At 64.4% G+C, this 24101-nt stretch carries 26 protein-coding genes, 1 tRNA gene and 1 pseudogene; 2 read left to right on the top strand and 26 right to left on the bottom strand.

Annotated features, from left to right (window positions below):
* Positions 1-10: 10 nt before the first annotated feature.
* Positions 11-84 (top strand) — tRNA-Met (locus Tam1G_RS04440).
* Between the two features lie 95 nt (positions 85-179).
* Positions 180-1004: a tyrosine-type recombinase/integrase gene (locus Tam1G_RS04435; RefSeq protein ID WP_101625616.1), complete on the top strand. Its 825-nt coding sequence runs from the start codon at positions 180-182 to the stop codon at positions 1002-1004.
* A gap of 68 nt (positions 1005-1072) precedes the next feature.
* Here Tam1G_RS04435 and Tam1G_RS04430 read toward each other — a convergent pair whose 3' ends face one another.
* The 26 genes and pseudogenes from Tam1G_RS04430 to Tam1G_RS04320 all read right to left on the bottom strand — a co-directional run bounded on the left by Tam1G_RS04430 (position 1073) and on the right by Tam1G_RS04320 (position 24092).
* A complete protein-coding gene (locus Tam1G_RS04430) occupies positions 1073-1336 on the bottom strand; it encodes a phage holin (RefSeq protein ID WP_101625615.1) in 264 nt (87 codons plus the stop codon).
* 84 nt (positions 1337-1420) lie between these two features.
* On the bottom strand, positions 1421-2653 hold the full coding sequence (locus tag Tam1G_RS04425) for a GH25 family lysozyme (protein ID WP_101625614.1): 1233 nt from the start codon (positions 2651-2653) through the stop codon (positions 1421-1423).
* A gap of 62 nt (positions 2654-2715) precedes the next feature.
* Entirely contained in the window at positions 2716-3039 is a 324-nt protein-coding gene (locus Tam1G_RS04420; protein WP_101625613.1) for a hypothetical protein, read from the bottom strand.
* Positions 3036-3170, bottom strand: coding sequence for a CD1375 family protein (locus Tam1G_RS12000; RefSeq protein ID WP_278251017.1), 135 nt, complete (start codon positions 3168-3170; stop codon positions 3036-3038). Before Tam1G_RS12000 ends, Tam1G_RS04420 begins: the two co-directional genes overlap by 4 nt.
* A complete protein-coding gene (locus tag Tam1G_RS11910) occupies positions 3167-3502 on the bottom strand; it encodes a hypothetical protein (RefSeq protein WP_242689704.1) in 336 nt (111 codons plus the stop codon). The genes Tam1G_RS12000 and Tam1G_RS11910 overlap by 4 nt, the downstream gene beginning before the upstream one ends.
* A gap of 344 nt (positions 3503-3846) precedes the next feature.
* Positions 3847-4461: pseudogene (locus Tam1G_RS11905) on the bottom strand (RNA-directed DNA polymerase); the annotation flags it as partial.
* A 522-nt stretch (positions 4462-4983) separates the two neighbouring features.
* Positions 4984-6564, bottom strand: a complete 1581-nt coding sequence (locus tag Tam1G_RS04410; RefSeq protein ID WP_101625612.1) for a hypothetical protein — start codon at positions 6562-6564, stop codon at positions 4984-4986.
* Between the two features lie 16 nt (positions 6565-6580).
* Complete coding sequence (locus tag Tam1G_RS04405; protein WP_242689703.1) at positions 6581-7573, bottom strand: hypothetical protein; 993 nt, start codon at positions 7571-7573, stop codon at positions 6581-6583.
* Positions 7560-7742: a hypothetical protein gene (locus tag Tam1G_RS11635; protein ID WP_022527298.1), complete on the bottom strand. Its 183-nt coding sequence runs from the start codon at positions 7740-7742 to the stop codon at positions 7560-7562. The genes Tam1G_RS04405 and Tam1G_RS11635 overlap by 14 nt, the downstream gene beginning before the upstream one ends.
* 14 nt (positions 7743-7756) lie before the next feature.
* Complete coding sequence (locus Tam1G_RS04400) at positions 7757-8302, bottom strand: nitrate reductase (RefSeq protein WP_095346233.1); 546 nt, start codon at positions 8300-8302, stop codon at positions 7757-7759.
* Positions 8303-8314: 12 nt separating this feature from the next.
* Entirely contained in the window at positions 8315-11659 is a 3345-nt protein-coding gene (locus tag Tam1G_RS04395; protein ID WP_101625689.1) for a phage tail spike protein, read from the bottom strand.
* Between the two features lie 20 nt (positions 11660-11679).
* The gene (locus Tam1G_RS04390) at positions 11680-12459 is read right to left on the bottom strand and encodes a phage distal tail protein (RefSeq protein ID WP_101625611.1); all 780 of its coding nucleotides are present in this window, start codon (positions 12457-12459) and stop codon (positions 11680-11682) included.
* Between the two features lie 19 nt (positions 12460-12478).
* On the bottom strand, positions 12479-15442 hold the full coding sequence (locus Tam1G_RS04385; RefSeq protein ID WP_243394869.1) for a tape measure protein: 2964 nt from the start codon (positions 15440-15442) through the stop codon (positions 12479-12481).
* Between the two features lie 39 nt (positions 15443-15481).
* Positions 15482-15838 carry a DUF5361 domain-containing protein gene (locus Tam1G_RS04380; protein WP_133124976.1) on the bottom strand — a complete coding sequence of 119 codons (357 nt, stop codon included), beginning with the start codon at positions 15836-15838 and terminating at the stop codon, positions 15482-15484.
* Positions 15839-15849: 11 nt separating this feature from the next.
* Positions 15850-16161, bottom strand: coding sequence for a hypothetical protein (locus Tam1G_RS04375; RefSeq protein WP_101625608.1), 312 nt, complete (start codon positions 16159-16161; stop codon positions 15850-15852).
* Between the two features lie 78 nt (positions 16162-16239).
* Entirely contained in the window at positions 16240-16860 is a 621-nt protein-coding gene (locus Tam1G_RS04370; protein ID WP_101625607.1) for a phage tail tube protein, read from the bottom strand.
* 9 nt (positions 16861-16869) lie between these two features.
* On the bottom strand, positions 16870-17223 hold the full coding sequence (locus Tam1G_RS04365; protein ID WP_101625606.1) for a hypothetical protein: 354 nt from the start codon (positions 17221-17223) through the stop codon (positions 16870-16872).
* A 10-nt stretch (positions 17224-17233) separates the two neighbouring features.
* Complete coding sequence (locus Tam1G_RS04360) at positions 17234-17491, bottom strand: hypothetical protein (protein ID WP_080825783.1); 258 nt, start codon at positions 17489-17491, stop codon at positions 17234-17236.
* A gap of 2 nt (positions 17492-17493) precedes the next feature.
* The gene (locus tag Tam1G_RS04355; protein WP_101625605.1) at positions 17494-17847 is read right to left on the bottom strand and encodes a hypothetical protein; all 354 of its coding nucleotides are present in this window, start codon (positions 17845-17847) and stop codon (positions 17494-17496) included.
* A complete protein-coding gene (locus Tam1G_RS04350) occupies positions 17844-18251 on the bottom strand; it encodes a hypothetical protein (protein ID WP_101625604.1) in 408 nt (135 codons plus the stop codon). The genes Tam1G_RS04355 and Tam1G_RS04350 overlap by 4 nt, the downstream gene beginning before the upstream one ends.
* Before the next feature lies 1 nt (position 18252).
* Complete coding sequence (locus Tam1G_RS04345) at positions 18253-19332, bottom strand: SU10 major capsid protein (protein ID WP_165781902.1); 1080 nt, start codon at positions 19330-19332, stop codon at positions 18253-18255.
* A gap of 24 nt (positions 19333-19356) precedes the next feature.
* Positions 19357-19968 (bottom strand): capsid assembly scaffolding protein Gp46 family protein, encoded by a 612-nt coding sequence (locus Tam1G_RS04340; RefSeq protein WP_101625603.1) that lies wholly within the window; start codon positions 19966-19968, stop codon positions 19357-19359.
* 97 nt (positions 19969-20065) lie between these two features.
* Entirely contained in the window at positions 20066-20800 is a 735-nt protein-coding gene (locus Tam1G_RS04335; RefSeq protein ID WP_133124975.1) for a VG15 protein, read from the bottom strand.
* Positions 20700-22253 (bottom strand): phage portal protein, encoded by a 1554-nt coding sequence (locus Tam1G_RS04330; RefSeq protein WP_101625601.1) that lies wholly within the window; start codon positions 22251-22253, stop codon positions 20700-20702. The genes Tam1G_RS04335 and Tam1G_RS04330 overlap by 101 nt, the downstream gene beginning before the upstream one ends.
* Positions 22250-23701, bottom strand: coding sequence for a terminase (locus Tam1G_RS04325; protein ID WP_101625600.1), 1452 nt, complete (start codon positions 23699-23701; stop codon positions 22250-22252). Before Tam1G_RS04325 ends, Tam1G_RS04330 begins: the two co-directional genes overlap by 4 nt.
* A complete protein-coding gene (locus Tam1G_RS04320; protein WP_101625599.1) occupies positions 23667-24092 on the bottom strand; it encodes a hypothetical protein in 426 nt (141 codons plus the stop codon). Before Tam1G_RS04320 ends, Tam1G_RS04325 begins: the two co-directional genes overlap by 35 nt.
* Positions 24093-24101 lie beyond the last annotated feature (9 nt).

Below are 24101 nucleotides of genomic sequence, written 5' to 3'. Positions count from 1 at the left end.
GACAAGCCGACGCGGGGTGGAGCAGCTCGGTAGCTCGCTGGGCTCATAACCCAGAGGTCACAGGTTCAAATCCTGTCCCCGCTACTGCGGGCGGAGGCCGTCACGATTATTCGTGGCGGCCTTTCGTTTATCCGCCGTGCCCTACAGGGCCAAACACGCTGAACGGGCGATGATGTCCTGTGAAAAAACAATATCCAAGCCCGCTCTGGGCAGAATCAATCAATTCATGGCTCGACTCCCTCAAGGCGGCGGGCTACTCCCCCAACACGATCGGCACTCGCCGATGCCAGATGTCCGCATTGTCGAGGGCGCTTGAGGGCGATCCGAGGGACGTGGAGGGCGACGACCTGCTCGCGCACTTCGCCGCGAAGGACTGGAAGCCGGAGACGCGCAAGGGCGCTAAGAACGCCTGCGTCAGCTATTTCCGATGGCTCAAGGTGTCCGGCCGATCCGAGTGCGATCCGAGCGAGTTCCTGCCGACAGTCAAGCGCCCCGAACCTCACCCACGGCCGTGCCCGGACATGGTCATACTCGCCGCATTGCGCAAGGCCACAGACGGGGAGCGGCTCATGCTGCGCCTCGGTGCCGAATGCGGGTTGAGGCGCTTCGAGATAGCGAAGGTTCACAGCCGCGACGTGATGCGCGACCTCGTGGGCTGGAGCCTCGTCGTCGTAGGCAAGGGCGACAAGCAGCGCATCGTGCCGATCGGCGACGACCTCGCCCTGCTGATCCGATCCGCCCACGGCTACTGCTTCCCCGGCCGATGGTCGGGACACGTCGAGTCGAGCTACATCGGCCGGCACCTCTCGACGCTGCTCGGCGACGGATGGACTGCGCACAGCCTGCGCCACAGGTACGCGACCACGACCTACGCCGCCACGCGAGACCTGCTGCTCGTCTCCAAGCTCCTAGGCCATGCCTCGGTCGAGACCACGCAACGGTACATCGCCATGCCGGACGATCGATTGAGGGCGGCGGTCGCCGCCACGCGCCTCGCCGCCTAGCCCCATATACGACGAAAAGCCCCCGAGCCTACCGCGTTGAATGCGATGGGTTCGGGGGCTTTGTTTTGTCAGTGCTTGGTGGCGTATGCCTTGAGGGTGCTTGCGCCGATGACGACGCCGATGGTCAGGTCGACGGCGTTGATGGTCGTCGCGGCCGGATCGGCCCACGTCCAGCCCCAGACGGGGCCGAGGGTCTGCACGAGCACGCCGATGGCCGGCAGCACGATCAGCGCGAGCCATTTGAGCACGTCATAGGCTCGGTTCGGCAGCAGCCAATCAGGCACGGTCGGCTCCGTGCTGGCGGTCTTCGGTTCGGTGTTTTCGTCGGTCATATTGTCCTCGATTCTGTGATTTGGAACCTAGGAACCTCGCCCAGTGTCGGGTGCAAGGTTCCTAGGTTGGGTTCGGGTTGGCTCTCAGTAATGCAGAACTTCGCCGGGGTAGATCACGTTGGGGTTGCCGCTGCGATAGCCGGTGAGCTGCGTGTAGCTGATGCCGAGGCGGGCCGCGATGCCGCTGAGGGTGTCGCCGCTGCGGACGGTCACGGTGCGGGTCGCCGGTGGGGCGTTGCCGGCGGTGGCGGTGCTGCCGCCGCCGTTGTAGGCGACGACCTGACCGGGGTAGATCAGGTTGAGGTTGCCGCTGGGCACGCTCCACTTGGACAGCGGCCACAGGCCGGTGCGTGTGGCGATCGCGCTCATGGTGTCACCAGAGCGAACGGTCACACGGGTGGTGTTGGAGGTCGTGGCCTGCTGCGTCGTGGTGGTGCCGGCGTTGAGGCGCTGGTTGACGATCGCCATGACCTTGTCGTAGTTCGCGCCGAGCGCGTCGCGCCGCTGCTGGCCGTTGCCGTAGTCGCCACGGATCGTGGCGGTGGCGAGGGCCTGTAGATCGACGGTCTGGGTCGGCGGCTTCTCGACCTGCGGCGGGGTCGTGGTCTGCGCCTTGCCGGCCGGGTTGGCGTAGGCCTGCCACTGGGATGCGTCGCCTCGGAAGTAGTTGAGGTCGAGCGGGCCGTTGTAGCCGCTGATCCAGCCGTTGGAGGTGTACTGGCGCATGGCCTCGCCGTACAGGCTGTAGTTCCACGGTCGGCTTTGGTAGCCGGTGGGCGCGTTGCTGGCGTACTGGGCGACCCATAGGCCGCAGTTGGCACGCACGTCGCTGGGTATCTGGTTGAGAGCGCTGGCCTGCACGTACACCATCGGCCATACGCCGGTGAGCGTGTGGACGCGCTGCACGAACTGGCGCACCCAGTTGCTGTTGCCCCACTGGGCGTTCTGGTAGGACTCCCAGTCGAGCACGAGCACGGCCTTGCCGATGTAGTCCCTCGCCTTGGCGACGAAGTAGTCGGCCTCGCTGGTGGCGTTGTTGCCGCCTGCGTAGTGGTAGAGGCCGAGGCTCTTGCCTCGGTCGGTCACGCATTTGGCCTGCGTGCGCCAACTGGAGTTCTCGAAGCCGATGCCCTGACTGACCTTGACGACGGCGAAGTCGTAGCTGGCGGTGCAGGTGACGTTCGCGGCCTGCCAGCCGGACACGTCGATGCCGACCATGTCGGCCATTGCGATGGCCGGCGCGGTGGCGAGCAGCATGGCGACGATTGCGGCGATGAGCGCGGTGATCGGCTTGCTTTTGTTCTTGTATTTGCCCAAATTCTTATCCTTCCTGTGTGTTGGGTGGGCATGAAAATAGCCCCCGCCGGGATCGGCGAGGGCTAAACCTGTGGTTTTTTCGGGGCTATCGGCATGTTCTGGATGTCGTTGTTGACTTGGGTGCCGTGCCCGTTGCCTCCGAGTTGGTGGTAGGCGTCGTAGACGGTCTGGGCGCGGGCCTTGGTCTCGTTGTCAGCGGTGGCCCCGCCTGCGACGAGTTCGCGTTGCTGGCGTTCGAGTTCGCATAGGAGCAGGACGCGCACGCCCACGTCCATAGCGCCGTCGCGTTTGATGCGGCTGCGGCACCATGCGATCGCGTAGCCGGCGATCGCTCCGATGATGCCGGTGGCGGCCCAGACGGTGAGCTGTTGGGCTATGGGGTTCACTCGCCGCCCTCCCCCGCGAGGCCGTCGATGTATGCCTGTACGGCTTCGCGGCCGGCTTCGGGTACGTCGTCGATGGTCTTGCGGCCGGCGATGACGAGGCGGGCGTAGACGCGGATCATGGCTTTGCTCATGCTTCACCTCCTGCGAGGAGCTGGTAGATTTCGGCCAATGCCTCGTCCTGATCGAGGCTGGACGCCTCCAGTTCGCTGAGTCGTTCGCTGTCGGTCTTGGAGGCTTGCAGGCAGTCCAGCCATATCGAATCGGCTTGTTCGATGGCTTCCTGCTCGGTCAGGTCGCGCACGGTATAGGCTTCGTCGGCGGTGTATTCCGTCCATGCGGTATCGCCGTCCTCGTGCAGGACGGTGGCGAGGTTGCGGCGGATGCGGATGTCCGCGAGGCCGTCGCCGCGCGGGTAGTAGCTGACCTCTTCGAGGGGTTCGGGGCTGGATACTGTCTGGAGCATTGGTTTGCCTTCCTGTATTGGGTGGATAGGTGCCGGGTGGCGCGGCGCATGGTGTGGTCGATGCGGTGGCGTCGCCGGTATCGGATGCTGTCGCTGTTGCGCAGGTATCCGTAGTAGGAGCAGCAGCGTCGCGCGAGGAACACGCTCATTGGCCGACGTCGGGCTTTGTTGAACGTTCGGCGGGCGCGGAGGAATACGCCGCTGCGGATGTTGACGCGGCCGTGGGGCCGGAACGTGTAGCCCACCATGTCGATGGGTTCGAGGTCGAGGCGTTTGCAGTTCCATTCCTCGTGCACGTCGAGTCTGAGCCGGTCTCGCAGGTAATGGACGATGCGGCGGGCGGCGATCTTGAGGTCTCGTTTGGAGGTGCCGATGAGCAGCAGGTCGTCCATGTACCACAGTTGGTGCGTGATGAGCCTGCGGGTGGTGATCTCGCCGGTGCGCCGGCTGGTGCGTTCGATGGTCATGGCCGGCGATTCGATCCAGTGGTAGGCATGGCTGAGGTAGTAGTTGGCGAGCCATTGGCTTAGGTAGCTGCCGAGGTTGAGGCCGTTGTCGCCTTGGTATCGGTCGATGAGGTGGTACACGAGGCGCAGCAGGATCGGGTCGCCGACGTCTCTGGCGAGCAGTCTCTTGAGGGTCGGCCGGTCGATGCTCGGATAGTATTTGCGCACGTCCAGCTTCACGAACCATTTCGAGCTTCGTTCGCGTGTCCAGCGTTTGATTGCCCTGCGCGCGTCGATGGTGCCGCGATTGGGGATGCTGGCGGTCTGCCATCGTCCCACCTTCGCGTCGAAGAGCGGCTGGAGCGCCATGACGGCCACATGGTCGTAGATTTGGTGTCTGACCGATTCCCGGCCGATGACGCGGTGCTTGTTGCTGATCGGTTCGATGCGGTTGAAGTACGTGATCCTCGTGTCTCGGAAGCGGCCTTCGCGGATTTCGTCGGCGATCCGCATGGCGAGCAGGTCGAGGTCTGGATTGGCGGCGAGGAAGCGGGTGACGTCGCGCCGGGATTGTTTGCCTTTGAGGTAGTGGCTGATCGCGGCGCGGACGAACGCGGGGGTGGCGCAATGGGTGTTCTTGCAGTGGGTTTTCAGAGCGTTTCCTATCTGGACTATGCCGGCGTTCCCCGTTGCTGGAGGGGTTCGGGTACCGGCCGGGTGCTCGGTTGGATTTTCGGCTGGGCCGTGGCATGCCCTCTCACTGGCTGGCGTGGAGGGTAGTTGTGGCGTAATGATCGTGTTTGTTGACAGGATTGACCGGATATGCGGCCCCCGATGTTCCACCTGCGATTCGCGAGGTCGTTCGTGAGGTTCACGGCGAAAGCGCCGCAGGCAGCCCCGTTCCTGAGGTTGCCGAAGCGCTGCACCAAGCGCACGAACGTCGGAGGCGTACCGCCACAAATCCCAAAGATTGCTTGCGAAACGTAGGAGGGGGCTTTCGCCCCCTCGCTGCGCTTCACCCCCATCGCACTGCGGCTACGCCTTCGTGCGACCGAGCGCAGAAAGGCGGCCCCCGACGCCCCACCGGCGACCCGCGAGGCCGTCCGAGAGGTACACGGCGAAAGCGCCGCAGGCAGCCCCGCCCCAGAGGCCGCCGAAGCGCCGCACCTGTCGGAGGCCTTGGGATGTGAGCGGGTTGGCGTATACGCCATCGCACAGGCCGGTGGTGCTGGTGGCCGCGATGCCGGTGGGGATGAGCACACCGTTGGACAGCGTGAAGTCCTCGGCTTGTTTCCACGAGTTGTCGATGGCTTTGGTGCGGGCCGGGAATTCGCCGATCTTGGTGTAGTTCGCCGTCGATGTCTTGCTGGCCTTGGTGATGTCGAACACGCGGTAGATGTCGAGTCGGCCCTTGTCGTCGCTTTCCTTGACGGCGTTGACGATGAGGTCGGCGTCGGTCTCGTAGATGCCGTTGAATAGTTCGATGCCCTGTAGGCGGATGGGTTGGTGGTTGGCGGCGAACGCGGCGGATGGGCGGCCGTCGGTGCCGAGCAGCTTGTCGGTGGCCCCGGTCTTCCACGGCATGCTGCTGACGAAGCATGCGGTGGTCGTGGTGATGGCGTCGCCGTCGAGGTTGAGGGCGGTGTTGTTGGCGTCGAGGTTGGTCTTGCTCAGGATGGTGCGGGCGCGGGCGGCGCTGTAGTTGCCGGTGTTGTTGCGTTCCTTGTCGGTGCCGATGTTGATGGTGCTGCCGATGTCGAAGTTGCCGGCGCTGCTGGTGGCGATGATGACGCGCTTGACGCCGGTTTCGGCCTTGGTGACGGCGGTCTGAGGCGTGTACTGCCAGCAGCCGCCGAGCACGTCCGAGTTTTTGGTGGCGTATTTGAGCATGAGCATGAGCTGGATGTAGAAGTTGTCGCCGGCGCATCGGCCGGCGTAGCCCTTGCCTTTTTTGAGCGCGTAGTCGATGGCTCGGTTCTGGGATCCGAATTCGCGGTCGATCTCCTTGCCGCTGACGGACAGGGGGCGTTGCTGGGAGTCGAGGGAGGCGGCGTATTTCGCGAACAACAGGCATGGTCGTTTGCTGCCGTCGGGCAGCAGCACGCCGGGCAATGGTGTGTAGCCGTCGTATTGGGTGTCGCTGTAGAGGAATTCGTTGTGGGTGCTCGTGCTGTCGAGCTTGTAGTATCCGGGGCATGTCATGACGTACACGTCGCCGTTGCTGCCGTCGCGTTTGAAGCGGGTGTCGATGCCGTCGATGGCGGTGACGTGGGGCACGCCGTCGTCGTCCACGGTGGCGTTCACGTCCCACACGCGGAAGGCGTTCAGGGGCGCGTAGTCGTCGCGGCCGGCCTTGTCGTTGGTGCTGATCTCGATGGCCAGGTTGGCGTTGTCTCGGGTCTTCACGCCGGTTGGCGTGTTGCTGTACGTGTATTTGGGGAATTTCACGCCGTACACCCTGCCGTCCGTGTGGGCGGCCATGTAGGCGGCGACGTTCCCGTATTCGCCCTTGGCATTGTCGTATTCGAACTTCGCGCCGCCTGTGGCGTTGGCGTGGACTTTGGCGATGAGCTTGGCGGTGTCCTCCAAGGTCATGACCTTCTGCGTGTTCGCCATGATGGCTCCTTCCTGTTTATCGGTTGATGATGTCGAGCGCCCAATCGATGTCGTCTTGGGTGAGGGGCTGGATCGCGTCGCCGCCCAGGGCGGGTTCGATCACGGTCTCGTACTGTTCGTCGATTTCGGCCTGTGTGGCGAAGACCACGCCCGCGCTGGCGCTGGCGGCGATCTTTTCCTTGCAGTCGTCGGAGAGCTGCGCGTATTCGATGGTCGAGGTGCGGGCTGCTTCGGCGGCGTCGCGTGCGTCGCCGGCGGCGCTGGTGGCCTTGGATGCGGCGTCGTTGGCCTTGCCGGCCGCCGTGGCCGCTGCGGTCGCGGCCGTGTCTGCCGCCGTGGCCTTGTCGTTGGCGTTGGATGCGGCCGTGGTGGCCGAGCTCGCCGCGCCGTTCGCCTTGGATGCCGCCGTGTTCGCGGCCGTGGCCGCCGAGTCGGCGTTCGTGGTGGCGGTGGTGGCCTTGCCCGTGGCGGTGTTCGCGGCCGTGGCCGCCGTGTTCGCCGCCGCCGCGGCCGTGGTGGCCTTGCCTGCTGCGGTGTTGGCGCTGCCGGTCGCCTTGTCGGCGTCGAGGATGAGCTGTTCGATCCGGCCGAGCTTGTCGTCCGCGTCGGGTGACGTGGCGTCGAACACGGCGCGTTCCACGAGCCCGTAGAAGTTGCGCGAGCACACCTTGTGGCCGCCGCTGCTGATCTCGATGCCCAGCAGGATGCGTCCGGGCTTGACGAGCGCCTTGCGGGGCACCGCCGCGCGGAACGTGGCCGTGGCCGCGCCGCTGACCGCGCTCATGGTCACGCGGTCGCCGAGGTCGCTGCCGGGACTGGTGTTGTAGGCGAGCGCGACGGTGATGCCGTCGGTGTCGGTGATGGGGGTGCCGTTGTCGGTGAGTTCGACGGTGATGGTGCGGCCGTTGATGTCGCCGGCGTTGAGGCGCACGTCCGGCACGTAGTCGTTGGCGAAGTCGAGTTTGAGTGGGTCGCCGCTTGCGGTGCGGAATGCGTCAAGCGTTGCCATTGCCGTCGTCCTTGTTTTCGAGCTGGCTGCGGAGTTCGGCTATCTGCGCGTCCTTGATGTCGCACATGGCGGCGAGTGTGGCGATCTGCCGGTTCGCGTCGGCGAGTTGTTCGGAAAGCTTCTGCGATACGAGTCGGTCGAAGCTGACGTACTGCTGGTCATCGTTCATTTTTCTACTACCTTTCATCTGGTTATTGGTTGCGGCATGAGGCTTGCGTAGAAGCTTTCCTCGGCGTTGTCGATGGCATTGGCAACCGTCTTGTCTGAGAGCAGGTCGGAAAGCGCCTGTGCGTCAACGCAGGACGTGTCTATGCCGGTTCCGGCGTCTGAGTCTTCGAGGGCGTATGTCGATACCGATTGCGCCTGTTGCGGGATGGTTGGTAGGTACATGCCTTTTCTGGTGTCGTTGCGGGCTACAGTCAGCGGATCGTTCTGGACGGTTCCGTCATCGGCGAGCATTGACATGTCCGCCGCACTGTCGTTCAGCGCCGCTTCGAGCGCTTCATAGGCCTCCGTCCAGACCCCCCTGCCGGTTGACGGATCGTATCGCGTCGTGTCCTCGACGCCTTGCATTATCGCGGCGACTGCTTCGGCTGTGGATCCAAGTCCGAGCAGTGCCGTCCAGGATGCAATGGTTCCTGGGGAGAACACGAATTGCTGGTATCCGTTGACGGGTTCGTCACAGTTGACGATGATGTTCCCGTCGTTCATGGTCATGGTTTGTTTCATGTTCGACCGTCCTTATTTAACGAGCCATCCGAGCGTCTCGCACCACATCGTGACCGAACAAGGGTTTCGGTCAGCGTTGTACAGTTGGATGTCCCATCCCGATTGGCCTCCGGTGTTTTTGACATGCATGACGATGCCACCCCATTCGCCATCGGCGTTTGCGACGGCGTAGTATCTTCCGTATTTGGCTGGGGACCCTGTGGAGAAGTGCACGGAGACGCTTGCGCCGACCGATATTGATCCGCCATTCGGTTTCCATGCCTGCCATGCCGCGGATCCCACGAACGTGTGACGGTTCGTGTATCCTCCGAGAAAACCACCCATGTAGAGGTATCCCGTGTTGATGTCAGCCTTTACACCGACGACGCCGTTCGGATCCCATGATGCGATCTCCGCGTATGTGTCCAAAGCGTCGGTCGCAGGAGAGGCGAGGGACACCAGTCTCGCGCCGGAGCTTTTCGCGTCACTGGACGCCACGCTGTAGTCGCGCAAGGCGAGCGCTTGGAATATAGCCTCTTTCTTGTTGTTGTTGTTTTTCGTGCTGCCAACTCGCACGAAGGCGCCCGGATCGGTGTCCGCCCGACGGCCGCCGTTGAACGTCAGCGTCGAGATCTCGCCCAGTTCGGAATTCGTGGACTCGGCAGCGATGTATGGATGCTGCGCCGCCGTGGTTGCGTGGATGAACGAGACGCCGGCGCCGGTGATGTCGGCGGTTCCGCCGACTGGTGTCTGCTTGAAGCTCGGGCTCATCCACAGTCGTGAGCCGGACGTGCCAGTCTGGAAGGTGCCGGTGAGCGTGTTGTGGCTGCCGTTGCCGTCGAGATGAACCGTTTCGACTCCGTTCGCGTCGCTCATGCTGAAGATTCCGGTGTCGAGGTTCCAGTAGCTTCTCGCGCCGCTGATGATGCCGGACCGCAGGTACGTAGCGTTGACGTACAGCAATTCTCCGCTCATATACAGGCCCTGCAGCTGGCCGTTGTTCGTGAGCTTGTTGAAGATGTACTGCTGTGTGAGCGACTTTTCGAACGTGTTCACATGGCTCGTGGCCGTGTTGTCGGCATACGATTTGGCGGCTTCGAGCGTGCTGGTGTCGCCGTCGGCTGCCGCCTTCTTGGCGGCTTCGAGGGCCGCGTTCGCCTTGTTCGTCGCGTCCGTCGAGGCGGCTTTCTTGGCGTTGGCTTCCGCGCTGTTCGCCTTCTTGGTAGCATCGGCGGCCGCAGCGGATTGCGCGGCGTTTGCTTTGCTTGCGGCGTCGGCCTTGGCTGAGGTGAGCGTGTCCGTTCCGATGCCGTCGGCGTATTTCTTGGCCGCCGCCTCGGCTTCGGAGGTGAGCCGCTGCGCCGCCGTGGTGGTGGCGAGGTCGCTCGCCTTGTTGCCGGCAATGGTACTGGTTCCGGCCAGTCGGAATTCGCCGGTGGTCATGTCCCAGTACTGCAGGCCCTTCTTGTCGGTCAGGATGCCCGCCTTGACGAGGTTCGCGTCCAGGACGCCGGACTTGACGTAGGACGCGTTGGCATACAGGTTGCCGTTCTGCATGAACAGGCCTTGGATCTTGCCGTAGTTCGTGAGCCGGTCGAACACGCTCTTCTGCCCAAGGGACTCGTCCAAGGCGTCCACGTACGCCTGCGCCGCCTTCTTGGCGGCTTCGAGGGCCGCGTTCGCCTTGTTCGTCGCGTCCGTCGAGGCGGACGCGAGCGCGTTCTTTCGGGCCTCTTCGGCTTTCGCCTGCGCGTAGTCCTTGGCAGCGGCGAGGTTGTCGAGGTCGGTCTGGTCGGACTCACGCTTCATCTGGTCGGCGTACTTCTTCGCTGCGGCGAGCGCTGCCGACGATGAGTCTCCGGCGATCGCGTCGACCGTTTTTCCTCCGACCGTCGTCCGTGCGGAGAGTTTGAAGTCGCCGGTGTCGAGGTTCCAGCTGTTGTAGCCTGCGGCATCGGAGAGCAGGCCGGTGTAGATCGCGTCGGCGAAGATGCCTTTGCCGTTGGCGAGCGATCGGAAGTCCCAGTCTCCGTTTGCTTTCTGGTGGTCGGCGATGCGCCAGTAGCCGCCGCCGATGTGGATGCATTGGGTGGGGTTCTGGTCTTCGGGCTTGTCGTACACGTAGATGCCTTGGCCGGGTTTGAGGTACGTGTATCCGCCGGTGGCGTTCATGATCTGGTTGATGCGGTCGATGAGGTCCTTCATGTACGGGCCGGTGCCGCCGGCGGCGCTGTTCCATGCGCCGGAGTTGGAGACGAGTTTGTCGAGGGCCTGCTGTTGGGCGGCGAGGCGCTGCGTGTAGGATTGCCGGATGTTGCCGAGGGTGATCTTGGTGTCGGCGAGGCTGCCGGCCAGGTCTTCCTCGATCTGGAGGATGCGGCCTTCGAGGCGCAATGGTGTGGCGAAGCTGGTGTCGATGATCTGCACGCTGTCGCCGACGTCCGTGCCTTCCGCGCTGTAGCCGGCTTGTCCGAGGGCGGTCACGTCGGCGGTGTAGGAGACGACGGGCGTGGCGCGGGTCTTGAGCGCCGCTTTGGTGAGGGTGAGGAGTTCCTTGGGGTCTTCACAATCGGGGAAGTCCACGCTTGCCTCGCTGTGGTGTCTGGTGCCGTCGGGGCCGGGTATGCCCCAGTTGGCGAGCGCTTGGTCGTCTTGGACGTAGGGTTTGCCGTTGTTGACGTCGGCGAAGCCGATTTTGCGGCTGTATCCGCCGGTGGCCTCGCCTTGGTCGTTGGTTTGTTCGATGCCTTTGCCCCACCCGTAGAGGCGGGTGATGACGTCGCCGCTGTCGATGTCGCGTTTGATTTGGGTGAGGTCTTTGCCGTATTCGAAGCGTTTCGTGGTGTTGGCGGAGCCTCGGTGTTCGACGAGGTGGATGATGCGCCGGCCGATCCGGTTGCCGGTCGGGTCGGGCTGGACTTCGGTCTGGACTTCGAGCCCGTAGGTGTCGGCGGTCTTCTGGATGGCTTCGAGGACGGTGCAGTGGTAGAAGCTGAGGTCGGCGGTGCCGGTGAGGGTGCCGGTCTCGACGGTGCCGACTGCCCACCGGGTGCCTTCGAGGGCTTTGGCGAGGCAGGCTTTGGCGTTCGCGTTGCGGTTGCGTTTGTCCTCGATATAGGTGCGCGAGAGTTCGGCGATGCTGCCGGTGCAGTAGGCGACGGTGACGGGCATGCCTGCGGCGCGGGCGGTCTGGGTGGACTGGCACAGGTATTCCGCCCAACGGCCCATCGAGTCCTTGAACACGATGCGTTCGTCCTTGTTGATCTCGCCGATGGTGGTGATGTCGAGGGTGTCGATGCCGTCGGTGGCTCTGGTGCGGATGGCTTTGATGGCGTATGGGAGGTCGCCGAGCGGGTTGCCCCAGCGGTCGAAGATCATGTAACGCATGGTCGAGTCTCCTAGATGAGGGTGAGCGGCCGGTAGGTGAGGATGCCGGCGCAGCCGGTGAGGGCGAGCGTGTGCACGCCGGGCGGCAGGGGGAAGTAGTCGGATTCGAGGGTCGGAGCCATGAGGTTGCCGTTGACGCGCAGCTCCCGGTGGTCGGGGTCGGTGATGATGCTGATTCGTCCGGTGATGGCGGTGGTGGACGCGACGGCGAGGGTGTGGCCGTGCGCGTCCTTGATGCTGACGGTCTTGGCGTTGGCGGCGGGGGTGAGCGTCCATGTGGGCCAGCATGGCCGGTTGCCTTTGACGTGGATCGTGTTCGCGCCCGTTTTGAGCGCGATGGATCGGCCGCGGCCGATCAGGTAGGGGTGGGCGTCGATGCTCACGGTGACGAGCGTGGCGATCTGGCGGGGGCCGGCCCATTTGTCCGCCCATGCGCCGAGGCTCATGCGGCCTCGGTATTCGCCGGGCAGGCTGCGCCATGAGAGCGTGACGATGGTTCCGGCGAGGGCGGCGAGGCGGGTTTTGGCGGCGAGGATGTCGTCTTCGCCGCCGATCGCGTACAGGGTGAGCGTGATGGCGCGGTTGCCCATGTACGCGGCCCCGGTGGGGTCTTCGAGGGTGAGGTCGAGTTGTCCGTCGCGGCCGGGCATGTCCTGCGTGCTGGTTGTGGGCTTGGTGGCGTCGATGGTGATGCCGTCGGCGGCGAGGGAGAACATCATGCGCTCCAGCGGGACGCCGTTGAGCGTGGGGTCTTCGACATGCGGCAGGCGCATGCGTCGCTGGTAGAGCATGATGCTTTCCTCTCTGGTTTTAACGGCCTCTCATGGCGAGGCTGTTGAGTTCGTAGCTCATTGGTTTGGCGAGTTTGCCGGCCATGACCTCGCCGCCACGGTCGTTGAGGTTGAGCGTGATGCCGGCGGCGAGGGCCGCGTCGATCGCGTCGATGATGTCCTGCTTGGTCGCGTAGTCGGCCGATCGGTCGTCCACTGTGTAGGCGATCCTTCCGCCGGCGATGCGGGGCTGGTATGCGAGCGGGGTTTCGAGCCGGCTGGTGTCGGTCTTGAGGCTGACGGTCGGGACCATGTCGGTGAGGCCGTCGATGCTGTCGGCGACGAGGCCGCTGGCCTTGTCGATGCCTTGGGCCATGCCGGCGGGTATCCATTTGCCGACCTCGTCGCGGAAGATTCTCGATGGCGAGTGGATGCCGAGCACGCCCTTGGCCCAGCCGACGAGGCTGCTGCCGAGGTTGCTGATCGTGTTCTTGACCCATTGGAACGCGCCGCCGATGCCGTTGATGAGGCCTTGGATGACCTGACGGCCGGTGTCGTACAGCCATTGGCCGGCCCCGCTGACCGCGCCGAGCACGGTGTCGCGGATGCGGCCGACGGTGTTGCTCACGCTCTGGATGCCGTTGGATACGGCCGACGTGATGCCGTGCCAGATGTTCGACAGGTGCGAGCTGACGGAGTTCCATACGCTCGTCCATACGCTCTTGATCGCGTTGAGGACGGTGCCGATGGTGTTGCGCACGTTGTTGATGTACGAGGACACCGCCGAGCTGATCGCCATCCATACGGTGGATGCGACGCTCTTGATAGCGTTCCAGATGCTCGTCCATACGCTCTTGATCGCGTTGAGGACGGTGCTGATCGTGTTCCTGATGCCGTTGATGATGGGCGCGAAGAACGCGACGATGTTGTTCCACACGTCGGTGAAGAACGTGCTTACGGCCGTCCATACGGTCGCCCATACGCTCTTGATTCCGTCGAGGATGTTCGACAGGAATGCTTTGATGCCGTCCCATGTGGTCGTGAAGAACGACTTGATCGCGTCCCATGCGCCGCTCCAGTCTCCCTTGAGGAGGCTGAGGAACACGACGATGACGGTGCGGATCGCATTCACCACCGTGGAGATGTAGTTGCGTATCACCGTGAAGATCGTGCTGACGACGTTGTAGATCGCCGTCCACACGGTGCTCCACACGGTGTTCGTGCTGTTCATCTGCTGGGTGATGAACGACAGTATCCAGCCGAACACGGTGTTGATGCCGTTCTGGATCGCCTGCAAAGGGGCGACGATGAATGCGCCGAGCACGGTGAACACGTTGACGATGAAGTCGCGGATCGCGGTGAAGATCGTCGTGGCGGTCGTGCTGATGCCCGTCCATACGCCGCTCAGGAACGTGGTGATGCTCGTCCATGCCGTGGAGATGCCGCCACTAATCGTGGCCCACAGACCGGATAGGAAGCCAACGAAGCCGTTCCATGCGTCGGAGGCACCCTGAGTGATCGACTGCCACAAGCCCGCGAAGAATTCGCCCAGCCCGTTCCATATCGCCTTCGCGCCCTCGGCGAGCGCCGTCCATGTTTCGGAGAGCCATGAGGTGAACGCGGCCCATGCCTTGCGGCCGGTTTCGGTCTGGGTGAAGAACCAGACGAGACCTGCGACGAGGGCGGCTACGAGAGTGATGACGATGGCGATGGGGTTCGCCATGAACAGCGCCCATAGTGCCTTGAGCGGGCCGCCTGCGGCCGTGACAACGCTTGAGAATTCCGTGGCGAGCGCTTTGGCGTTGGCGATGCCTGTTGTGAATGCGCCGATGCTTTTAGTGACGCCGTTGACGGTGGCGTTGACGGTCTTCCATGTGGCGAATGCGGTACCGAATGCGATGATGAACGGCATTAGGCCCGGCAGTATGTCGGAGAGGGTCTTGAGGATGTCGGCGACGAGTTTGAGGGCTGCGGCGGCACCGTCTGGCGGGATGAGTTTGAGCCAGTCGATGACTAGGTTGGCGACCTGTTTGACGATGCCGACGATGTTGTCCCATGCTGTCTTGAATGATTGGAGTGCGCCGTTGTCCTGCAATTTGCCGTATAGCTGTACGAGCCAGTCCTTAACGTATCCCACCATTCCGGCTGCGGCGTCGCCGATCTTGCCGAATTGCGAGCTGAAATTGTTGATCGCGCCGGCGATGTTCTCCACGCCTATGGCCTCGATGACTTTCTGGACGGCCTTGGCTACACGGTTGCGGACGTTCTCGAACGCGGTGCCGATGCCTTGGGTGGCGTCCTTGGCCTGTTGGGCGAAGCTCGCGTATTGGGCGAAGCCTTGGTCGTTGAGGCGCATGACGGTCTTGTTGAAGTCGTCGAAACTGTAGGTTCCGTCCTTCATGGCCTCGTACAGGTCGTTGGCGTTGTGACCGGCACCCATCATGGCTTCGGCGACCTGATTGAGCTGGCCGGGCATGGCGGCCTGTATGGATCGCCACGCCTGCATGTCCACTTTGCCGGCGGAGAGCATCTGCGTGTACTGGGTGAGCGCGTTTTCCTGCTCGATCGTGGATGCGCCGCCGGCGAGCATGGCGTTGTTGAATGCGAGCGCGATGTCGGTGGCCTCGTCGAGGTTCGAGGTCAACGGGGCGAGCTGCTGCACCATGCCGGTCATGGCCGAACTGGTGGTGGGCAGGCCGTCGAGCGCGGCGCTGATCTTCTTGATGCTCGCTGCCGCGTCCTCGCTGGAGTACCCGAGGTTTTTCATGACCTTCGGGAAGTTGTTCATCTGGTCGGCTCGGCCGATGGCGCTGTTGAGGCTGGATGCGACCACGCCGGCGACCTTGTTGAACACGCTTGCGGCGACGCCGGCGACGGCTCCGATCTTGGCGGAGAAGCCGGAGGTGAAGTTCTTGCCGGCCTGTGCACCGCCTTTGTCTCCGGCCGAACCGAAGGCGTCCTGTATGGTTCGGCCGACACCGTTCATGGATGGGACTATCTGCACGTAGGCGTGTGCGAGTGCGACCATGTGCGCTCCCTTCGGTCAGGTTCGTGGCATGCGCAGGATGCGCAGCATGTTGTCGGGGTCGAGCTTCTGGACGTTGGCGGTTCTGGGGAAGCCGGGGCGTTCGATCGCGCCGCGCCATTCGCCTTGCTTGGCGGCCTTGGTCTTCGTCCACGCGAGGAAGCCGGTGTTGTCGGCGATGGTGGCGAGCAGGTGCTTGGCAGTGCCCCATGTGGCGCGTTCATCGATGCGTCCCCATGTGAGCGCGTCTTCGGGGAGGTTGGCGGCGAGGTCGGCGGCGCGGCGCACCCTCACCGTGTGGCCGATCTCGTCCATGTCGAGCCCGTAGAAGCGTTGGAGGTCGGCCCGCAGGGCGTCGGGCGCGGCCTCCATCATTTCCACGAGCGTCAGGAGTTTGGGTTGAGCGCTTCGATGAGCTGCTGGACGAATTCGCCGACCTTCTCGAAGGGGATGCGCCCGTTGTCGTCGCGCAGCGCCTTCTTCACGTTCGTGTAGTCGTCGCCGCACAGCTTGCGCAGGAACGGCACGATAGCGAAGCCCCCGTCGTCGCTGTCGGCGGCGTGCTGGAGGTCGTAGAGGTATTCGACCATATCGAGGTCGTCGAGGATGGACGGGTCGATGGTCAGGGTCGCGCCCATGACCTCGATCCTGCGGGGCTTGTCCTTGGGCTGCTTGTGATCCTGCGGCTTGGTTGTCATTGGTTGTCCTTTCACGGAAGTCGAAAAAAGCCGGCCGGATGTGGTTCCGGTCGGCTTGGCTGTTTATCGGTGCGCGGGTCAGGCTGCGGCGTGGAGCGCCTGCTTGAGCGCCTTGGTGGCGGCCTTGGACAGCGGGGCGATGATCTCCTTGCTGGTGGCACCGTCGATGAGGTCGGACGGGTTGGCGCTGTAGGTGACGTCGTAGCCGATGACCTCGGTGCTGGAGTAGGTGATGTCGCCGACCTCGCTGATGGTGGCGTCGGGGATGATGATGCGCTTGACGCGGTTGCCGGTCATGAGGATTTCGAAGACCCAGACGCAGGATTCGCCGTCGGGCATGGCGTGCAGGACGGTGAGGGTGGTCGCGTCGCCGGTTCCGGCGGCGGTGACGTTGCCGTCGCCGTAGCGGGCCTTGAGGCTTTCGGCGCGGGTCTCGATCATGATGAACTGGTAGGTCTCGGCGTAGCTGCTGATCTCGTTGATGACCTGCACGCCGCCCATGTCGTTGATGGTGGTGTTGTCGGTGTCGGTGGCGTTGGTGATGCCGTCCTCGCCGAGGAAGCCGACGCATTCGTATGCCGCCGCGAGCGCGGTGGTGGCGTCGGCGGGCAGTGCGGTTCCGGCGGGGGCGCGGTAGGCGACGCCGGCGACCATCGGCTTGCCGAGGCTTACGTTCTTCTTGTTGTTCTTGGTTGCCATGTTGGTTCCTTAGGTGGTTGTGGTGATTTCCGCCGTGATCTGGTAGCGGTGTTCGACCGGCGGCCCGTTGAGGCTGACGTCGGCGATGCTGTGTATCTCGACGTCGGCGATTTCGGGGAGCCGCCACATGTCGAGCAGCAGGTCGGCGACTTGTTCGGCCGTGTCTGCGGCCTGCGAGCGGGTGGGGGCGTTGACTTGGACGATGAGCATGGCGTCGTCCCTGTAGCGGGTCCTGACGCCGCCGGATCGCTGCACGGTGATGTATCGTTCGGGGCGCGGGTCTGGCGTGCTGCCGTGTGCCGTGTATCCGTCCGGCAGGTGTTGGTTGATCCATTGGATGGCGGTGGATGCGATGCTGGACATGCGGCGGCTCCTACATGGTGTGGAGGAGGGTGTTGTTTTCGGCGTTGTCGAAGCGGGCTTCGATGTTGCCGGTGTGGACGAGCGCGACGCTGCCGTGTTCGCTGTCGGCGGCGGGCACCGCCTCGTATTCGGCCTTGCGGCGGCGTCTTGCCCCGTTCGCCCTTGCGGCCCATGCCCGCGCCTGTTCGTCGAGGACGGCCTTGACGGTCGGGTCTCGCCGGTAGGCGCGGAAGCCCTTGAGGTCGAGTTTGACGCGGGTTCGTGCCATGTTCACGCCTTCCTCGTGCTGGCCTGCACCCCGACGGGCCAGTATCCGGTCGGGGTGAGGTTGGTTCGTACCGGGTGCGGGTCGCCGTGCACCCAGTAATCGGTGCCGTCGATGGTGAGGCGGGCCCCCCTGAGGCTTCGCCATGGCCATGAGCGTGGCAGGTACACGGTGATGGCCGTGTCCGTGCCTTGCGGGCGTTCGGCTTCGCCGGCGTTGGCCTGCGTGCCGTCGGTGACGATCGCGTTGGCGATGGTCTCGGGCGGCAGGTCTATGAGCGTCTGTTCGTTCATCTCGTCGGGCAGCCGATAGGGTTCGCGGCGGGCGAGTCGGATGTCTACGCCTTGGATGCGTTTCATGGCTTGGCCCCCTCGAACGGGTCGTAGCTCCATGCCTGCTGGCGTCCCACGCCGAGTTCCTTTTCCTCGCTGGGCCATAGGCGCATGTCGGCTCCGCTGTTGCCGAACGTGTAGCTCTGCGACACGGGGCCGACGGTCTCGCTCATGTTGGTGACGTTGCTGTTGAGGTCGCTTTCCTCGTTTTCGAGGGTGCGGCGGGCCACGGCGCAGCATATGCGGCGCAGCGTGGCCGTGGTGCACCTCTTGTGTCCGGGGTATTGGCGGATCAGGTCGCTGGCGTCCTCAAGGAGGACCTTGACGTGGTCCTCCTTGTCGGTGCCGGTGAACGTGCGCCCGTACCAGCGTTTCTCAAGGTCGGCGACGGTGGCGAACGGCTGCTCTTCCGTTGCGTCGCTGTCGGCCATGTCAGGCCTTCTTGGCGGAACGCTTCGCGGCGGCCGGGGCCGGCTCGTCGGACTGGGCGGCCGGGGCCGGCTCGTCGGACTGGGCGGCCGGTTCGGCGGCGGTCTTCTCGGATGCGGTCACGCCCACGGTGAGGACGGCGTGGGCCTTCTCGTTGCCGTATTCGAGGCCGATCTCTCCGTAGAGCTGCACCTTGTCGGCCGCGCCGGTCTTGGCGAGCGGTTCGGCGAAGAAGTGGCCCTTGCCGGGGATTTCGAGGAAGCGGGGCGCGAGCTCTTCGAGGCTGAGGACGAGCAGCTTGTCCTTGGGCACGTAGGGGTCGAGCATGATGTTGAACCGGCCGAAGTCGGTCTCGATGGTCTGGAGGTTGACGCCGCCCACGTTGCGGGTCTCTTCCTGATAGTTGCGGTCGGTGACGAACGCGCGGGTCAGGGCTCGCTTGAGGGTGGAGTTGACCACGATGGTGCGGGTTTCGGTCTCGCGGATGCCGCCGTTGTCCCACGCGAGCTGCGCGAGGTCGAGCACGTCGTCGGCGGTGAGCTGCGCGGCGGTGTGCGTGGTGGTCGCCACGTTGGTGGCGATGGCCTCCAGCAGGCCTCGGGTCTTGCGGGGCTTGGTGTTGTCGGTCGGGTTCTGGTAGGTGCCGGAGATGAACGAGGCTTCGACGTCGCGGCTGATCTGCTTGAGCTGCTGGGTGATCTGCCAGCCGAGCTCGTCGGCCGGGATGACGGTGCCGCCCACGCTGACGGTCGGCATGCCGTCCGTGGATCGGTTGCCGGTGGCCCCCTGCTTCGTGTAGCTGATCTCCACGCTTTCCTGATGGATTTCGACCACGTTGTTGGCGTGGAAGCGCACGCGGGCCTCGCCGTCGGGCGCGGCCGCGCCTTCGAGACGCTGGCGGTTGGCGTCGGGGTCTCGCAGGTCGTAGCCCTGCCATTCGAACAGGGTGGCGGTGGTGGATCGGCCGCCGGTCAGTCCGCCGATGGCGGACAGCAGCGGGGTATCCTCGCGGCTGACGGCGAACAGTTCGCCGACGTAGTTGGGGAGGTTGTAGGTGGTTCCCTGACCGGTGATTCCGGGCATGATGGTTCCTTTCGGATCGGTTGGTTAGTTCTTGTCCGCGAGCAGCGTGCTCTTGAGCGCGATGGCCTTGGCGGTGTCGCCGTTCTTCTCGGCGGCGGCGATGAGCTCGTAGATGGTCTTGCTGCCGGTGGATGCCGGTCGCATGCCTTCGCTCGGCACGGTGACGGCCGGGGGTTCGACCTGCGGCTTGGCCGCGCCGCCGATGAGCTTGGCGACCTTCTCGGCGGATGCGTTGACGGCCTCTTCGTCCGCGCCGGTCACGAGGTCGGCGTATTCGGCGGGGATACCGTGCGCCATGCATGCGTCGGACACGAGCTTGCCGTGTTCGAGCTGCGCGATGCGTGCGGCCTGCTTCTGGTTCTGCTCGGTGAGCTTCTGCGTCTCGGTCTTGTTGGCCTCTTCGGCTTCGTCGTAGAGCTTGGCCTTGCGGCGCAGCTCGGCGATGTCGCCCTGCTTGGCCCGTTCCCTCGCCAGACGGCGTTCCACGAGTTCGTTCACCTCGTCTTGGGTGAACGTGCGCTGCGGCTCGTCCTTGGGGGCTTCTCCCGCCTGTTCGGCGGTGTTCTCGGAGTCTCCGCCGGTCTCGCCTTCGGCGACGATCGTGCGGATGTGCTTCATCCATGACTTTCGGAACATGGTCGTTTCTCCTTGCCGGCTGTCCGGCCGTCGGTTGTTTGGTGTCCACGCAATGCGGTGCGAGTGCCGCCGCGATCCGGTTCCGGTCGCGGTAAATCTATGCGTTGTCGGTGTAGGCCCCCGGATTGAGCACGCGCATCCAGTGCGTCACCTGCGCGTCGGTGGCCCCGTAGCCGCCGGCCGCGTCCCACGCGGCCTTGTACCGCGAGTAGTAGAGGTCTGGGTCGTAGCCGGCGATGTGGGTGTCGTCCTTCTCCCATTCGGGCACGATCGAGCAGTCGCATTCGTCGTGCCAGTGGGCGAGCGCTCCGGCGGTTTCCTTGGAGTAGTAGACGAAGCCGCGCGAGCAGAGCATTTCGCACCATGCGCAGGTCTTCGCGCCGCTGGGGACTCTGGCCCATCTGGGTTTGAAGGGGTCGTGCTGGCAGTTGCGTGCGATGGTCTGGCGGCCGACGTATCTGATCCAGCGTTGCATCGCGCCCGTGAGGAAGTCGAACGCCTGCTGGGGGTTGCCGCTGAGGATCATGGGGTAGGCCTTGGCGTCGATGCTGCCTTTGATGGCGTCGGGGCTGAAGCTGCCGTAGGTGAGGGCGTCGAACGCGGCTCCGGTGTTTTCGAGGCGGGTGGCTTCGTACCATTCGGCTGCTGCGGCTCCGGCGATGTCGCCGTATCTGGCGGCGAGTTGCGGGATCGCGTCGAGCAGCAGGTCGTGCTGCCATTCGGGCGTGAGCTCATTGAGAGTCGTCCACAGTTTGCGCATCTCCGCTATCGCCAGCCTGACCGCCTGCTGCTGCGTCAGGTTGAGCTGGTTGAGTTGTGTCCTGCTGACCATTCTCGGGTTCCTTCTGCGTCTGTTGCGAGGTGAGGGCGGCGAGCATCTGCGTGGCGGTGGCGGTGGCTTGGTTGCGGCGCTTCTCGGCGAGCAGTCGGGTGATCTGCTCGTCGGTGAAGCCGGCCTCCTCCAGGGCGACGCTGGTGTCGGCGAGCCACGGGAACGCGCCGATGAGCTTGACGATCGCGTCGCCGCTGTCGATCACGCTGGGCAGCGCCGGCGAGCGCCATCTGGCGGTGATGCCGGCCATTTCGTCGGTGATGTCGGCGGTGCGGTCGCGGATCATGATGATGTCCTGTGCGATTCGGCGCAGGGCGGCTCCGTAGACGCGGTTGGCTGCGGCGCAGTCGATGACGAGGTCTTTTTCGGCTGCGTGCATGGCTTCGGCACTGGATGGGTTGTCGGTGACGACGCCGAGGCTGGAGACGGGTACGTTGGTTTCGCCGGCGAAGCGGCTGGCGAGTTCGCGCATCTGTTCGACGTGGGGCTGGACGCTTTGTTGGCTGATCTGCTGGACGGTGGGCACGTCGCCGTTGTCGTCGCGGCTGATGGCGTTGATGCGGCCGATGATGAATTCCCATACGGGTATCGGGTTGCCTTTGTCGTCGAGGAAGCTGTCTTTGTCGGCTCCGAGCAGCAGCAGTTGCGGTGCGCTGTAGAATTCGGCGCTGACTTCGGTGCGCATGACGGTGCGCACGGCGTCGTCGGTGATGCTCATGACGGGTCGGCTGATGATGCTGCGGCCGAATGGACGGTCGATGTCGGGGCGGTACGGCAGCGCCTCCATCGGCACGCGGCCGAGGTTGTGACTCCATACGTTGTCCACGACCCATTTGCCGGCGAGCTTGAGCGTGGTCACTTCCTTCGGCGTGTAGATGCTGTACATCGTCGGCATGGCGTAGTCGTCCACGTCCTTGACGACGAGGCCGGCCTTGAGGCTGCGGGTGCGGAAGTTCCACAGGCCGGCCGACCATTGCGCCGAGTAGGGCATGACGATCACCGGCGGTTCGCCGGCGTTCGGGTCTCCTGGCGAGACCGTCATGAACGCGACCGAGTGGGTCATGCTGCTGCGGATCGCCTGGGGCAGTTCGAGGCCGAACTGGTTCGCGGACAACACGGCGTCGAGGTCGAAGGGGTCGTCGTTCGCGCTGGGACTGACGAAGCCGTCGAACATGCAGCGTTCGGCGTGGGCCGCAACGGCCTTGGCGGGCCATCCCACGACCTCCTCGATGTGGCGCATGGCTGGCGGAATGGAGAAGCCGATGTGGTCGAGCCGGTGCTTGCCGTCCGCGTAGGCGCTGCGCAGCATGTTGCGGGCGCGTTTGCGGTTCCATACGGCGAACAGGGGAAACATGAGCCGTTCGGTCTCGGGGTCGAGGCCCTCCACGCCGCTTGGCGGCGTGAACCATTGCGGTCCGCGGGAGAAGTCCGTGACCGGTGTGAGTCCGTTCATGCGAGTCGTACCATCCTTTGCTTGCGGTCGGGGTCGCGGCGGCTGGTCTTCTGGTTCCAGTAGGCGAGCGCTGCGGCTTCGAGGGGCATGACGTCGGTGTTTTGGTCGCCGGGCTCGTAGCCGTAGCCGTCGCCGATCTTGCGGTGTTTGGCGTGGGCTGCGGCGTCGTTGAGGCCGGGTTGGTCGAAGTGGGTGAGCCTGTGGTCGTTGATGGCCTGTTCGAACATGCTTACGGCGTCGGCGACTTGGCGGCTGGTCGGGGTGACGATGACGCGGCTGGAGACGCCTTGGTCCTTGAGCATCTGGACGAGGGTGGGGGCTCCGACGCGGCCGTCGATGACGATGCCGACGGTTTTGCGCCATCGTTGTTCGAGGAAGTCGGCGAGCCACATGACGCCGTTGCGCATGCTGCGCACGTCGATGAGTTCGATGTGCGGTTTGAGGTCGCTGCCCTTGGGCGGGCGGACGCAGGCGACGAGGCTTGCGGTGGCTCCGTCGGGGCTGAATTTGACGGCGAAGCTGTTGCGGCCTTCCTGACATGGGTGGTCGGTCTTGCATGCGGCCCAGTCGTCGGGGTTGATCTCGGTGGCGTTGGATTGGGATTCGTCCCACCATCCGAGGCGTTCGCGGGCGAAGCCTTCGGGGGTGAATTTGGAGACTTCGCTTTCGATGACGGTTTCGACGAGTCGGATGCCGAGGCTGGGGTTGGCCTGCGCCCAGCGGGTGCGGTCGTGGATGTCGCCGATCTCTTCGACGCCCCATTCGTACCAGCATGTGCGTTTCGGCTTCACGGTGCGGGCGGTGCGGCGGATGCGTTCGAACACGGTGCCGGGCGAGCTTGGCGGGGTCGGGGTTCCGGCGTAGATGGTCTGGGGGTTGCCGCTGGGTGCGGACGAGGTGGCGGGCTGTATGGCCTCCATCTGTTCGTCGGTGAGTTCCTGCGCCTCGTCGCATACGAGGATGTCCACGGTGAAGCCTCGGCCCGAGCTTTTGGAGCGGGCGATGAATTCGATGCTGCCGCCGTTGGTCAGGACGATGGCTTCCTGTCCGTTCGTGTTCCTGATGTAGTCCACCGCCTCGGCTAGCTCGGGGTATTGGCGGGCGTTCTCGAAGTAGTTCTTCATCCTGAGGAAGTGCTTGCGGCAGGTCTTGACCTCGTGGGCGGTGTGCAGGATTTTCAGGCCGAGTATGGCGGTGTCGTACAGTTCGAGGAATTCGATGACGCCGTTCTTGCCGTTCTGGCGCGGCACGCTGACGCCGCAGTCGCCGGCGGCCCAGCGGCCGTCTTTGAGGGTGCCCATCCAGCCGTCGAGGATGGTTCGCTGCCACGGGTCGGGCGGCATGCCGTACCCCTCGGCCAATGCGGCCGCGTCGGGCCCGTAGCTGTCCGCGTGGCGGGGTGTGAGCTGGTAGCTAGGTTGCTGCCTTCCTTTGAGCCTTGCCGCCATTTCTGACCTCCAGTCTCAGTTCGCGGGCGCGTCGGGCGCGTTCGAGCGGGTTGTCGCGCTGCGCGGCCTTGGTTTCGCGGCGGATGAGGGCGGTGTCGCCGCCGTCGGCGAACAGTTGTTTGTTGAGCGCCCTGATTTCGGCGCTGGCCTGTTTCATGGTGGCGATCTGGGGCATGGCCTTGACGTCGCCCTGATCGTTGACGTAGGCGACGTGGGTGCCGTCGTCGGCGCTGATGTCGCGCATGCATTGGTCGAGGATCGCGTACCAGTTGACGAGGAGGGTGAGCGTGGGCACGGCTGCGGGGTCGATGTCCGCGCCGGTGGTCAGTTCGTCCCATTTGCGGCTTTTGTAGGGGTCGGCGGCGATGAGTTCGGGCTTGAGGTCGTCCATGCGTCGCCG

Source organism: Bifidobacterium imperatoris (assembly GCF_002860405.1).
GTDB classification, from domain to species: domain Bacteria; phylum Actinomycetota; class Actinomycetes; order Actinomycetales; family Bifidobacteriaceae; genus Bifidobacterium; species Bifidobacterium imperatoris.
The sequence above is the reverse complement of the archived record's forward strand: the minus strand, read 5'-3'. Positions and strand labels throughout refer to the sequence as shown.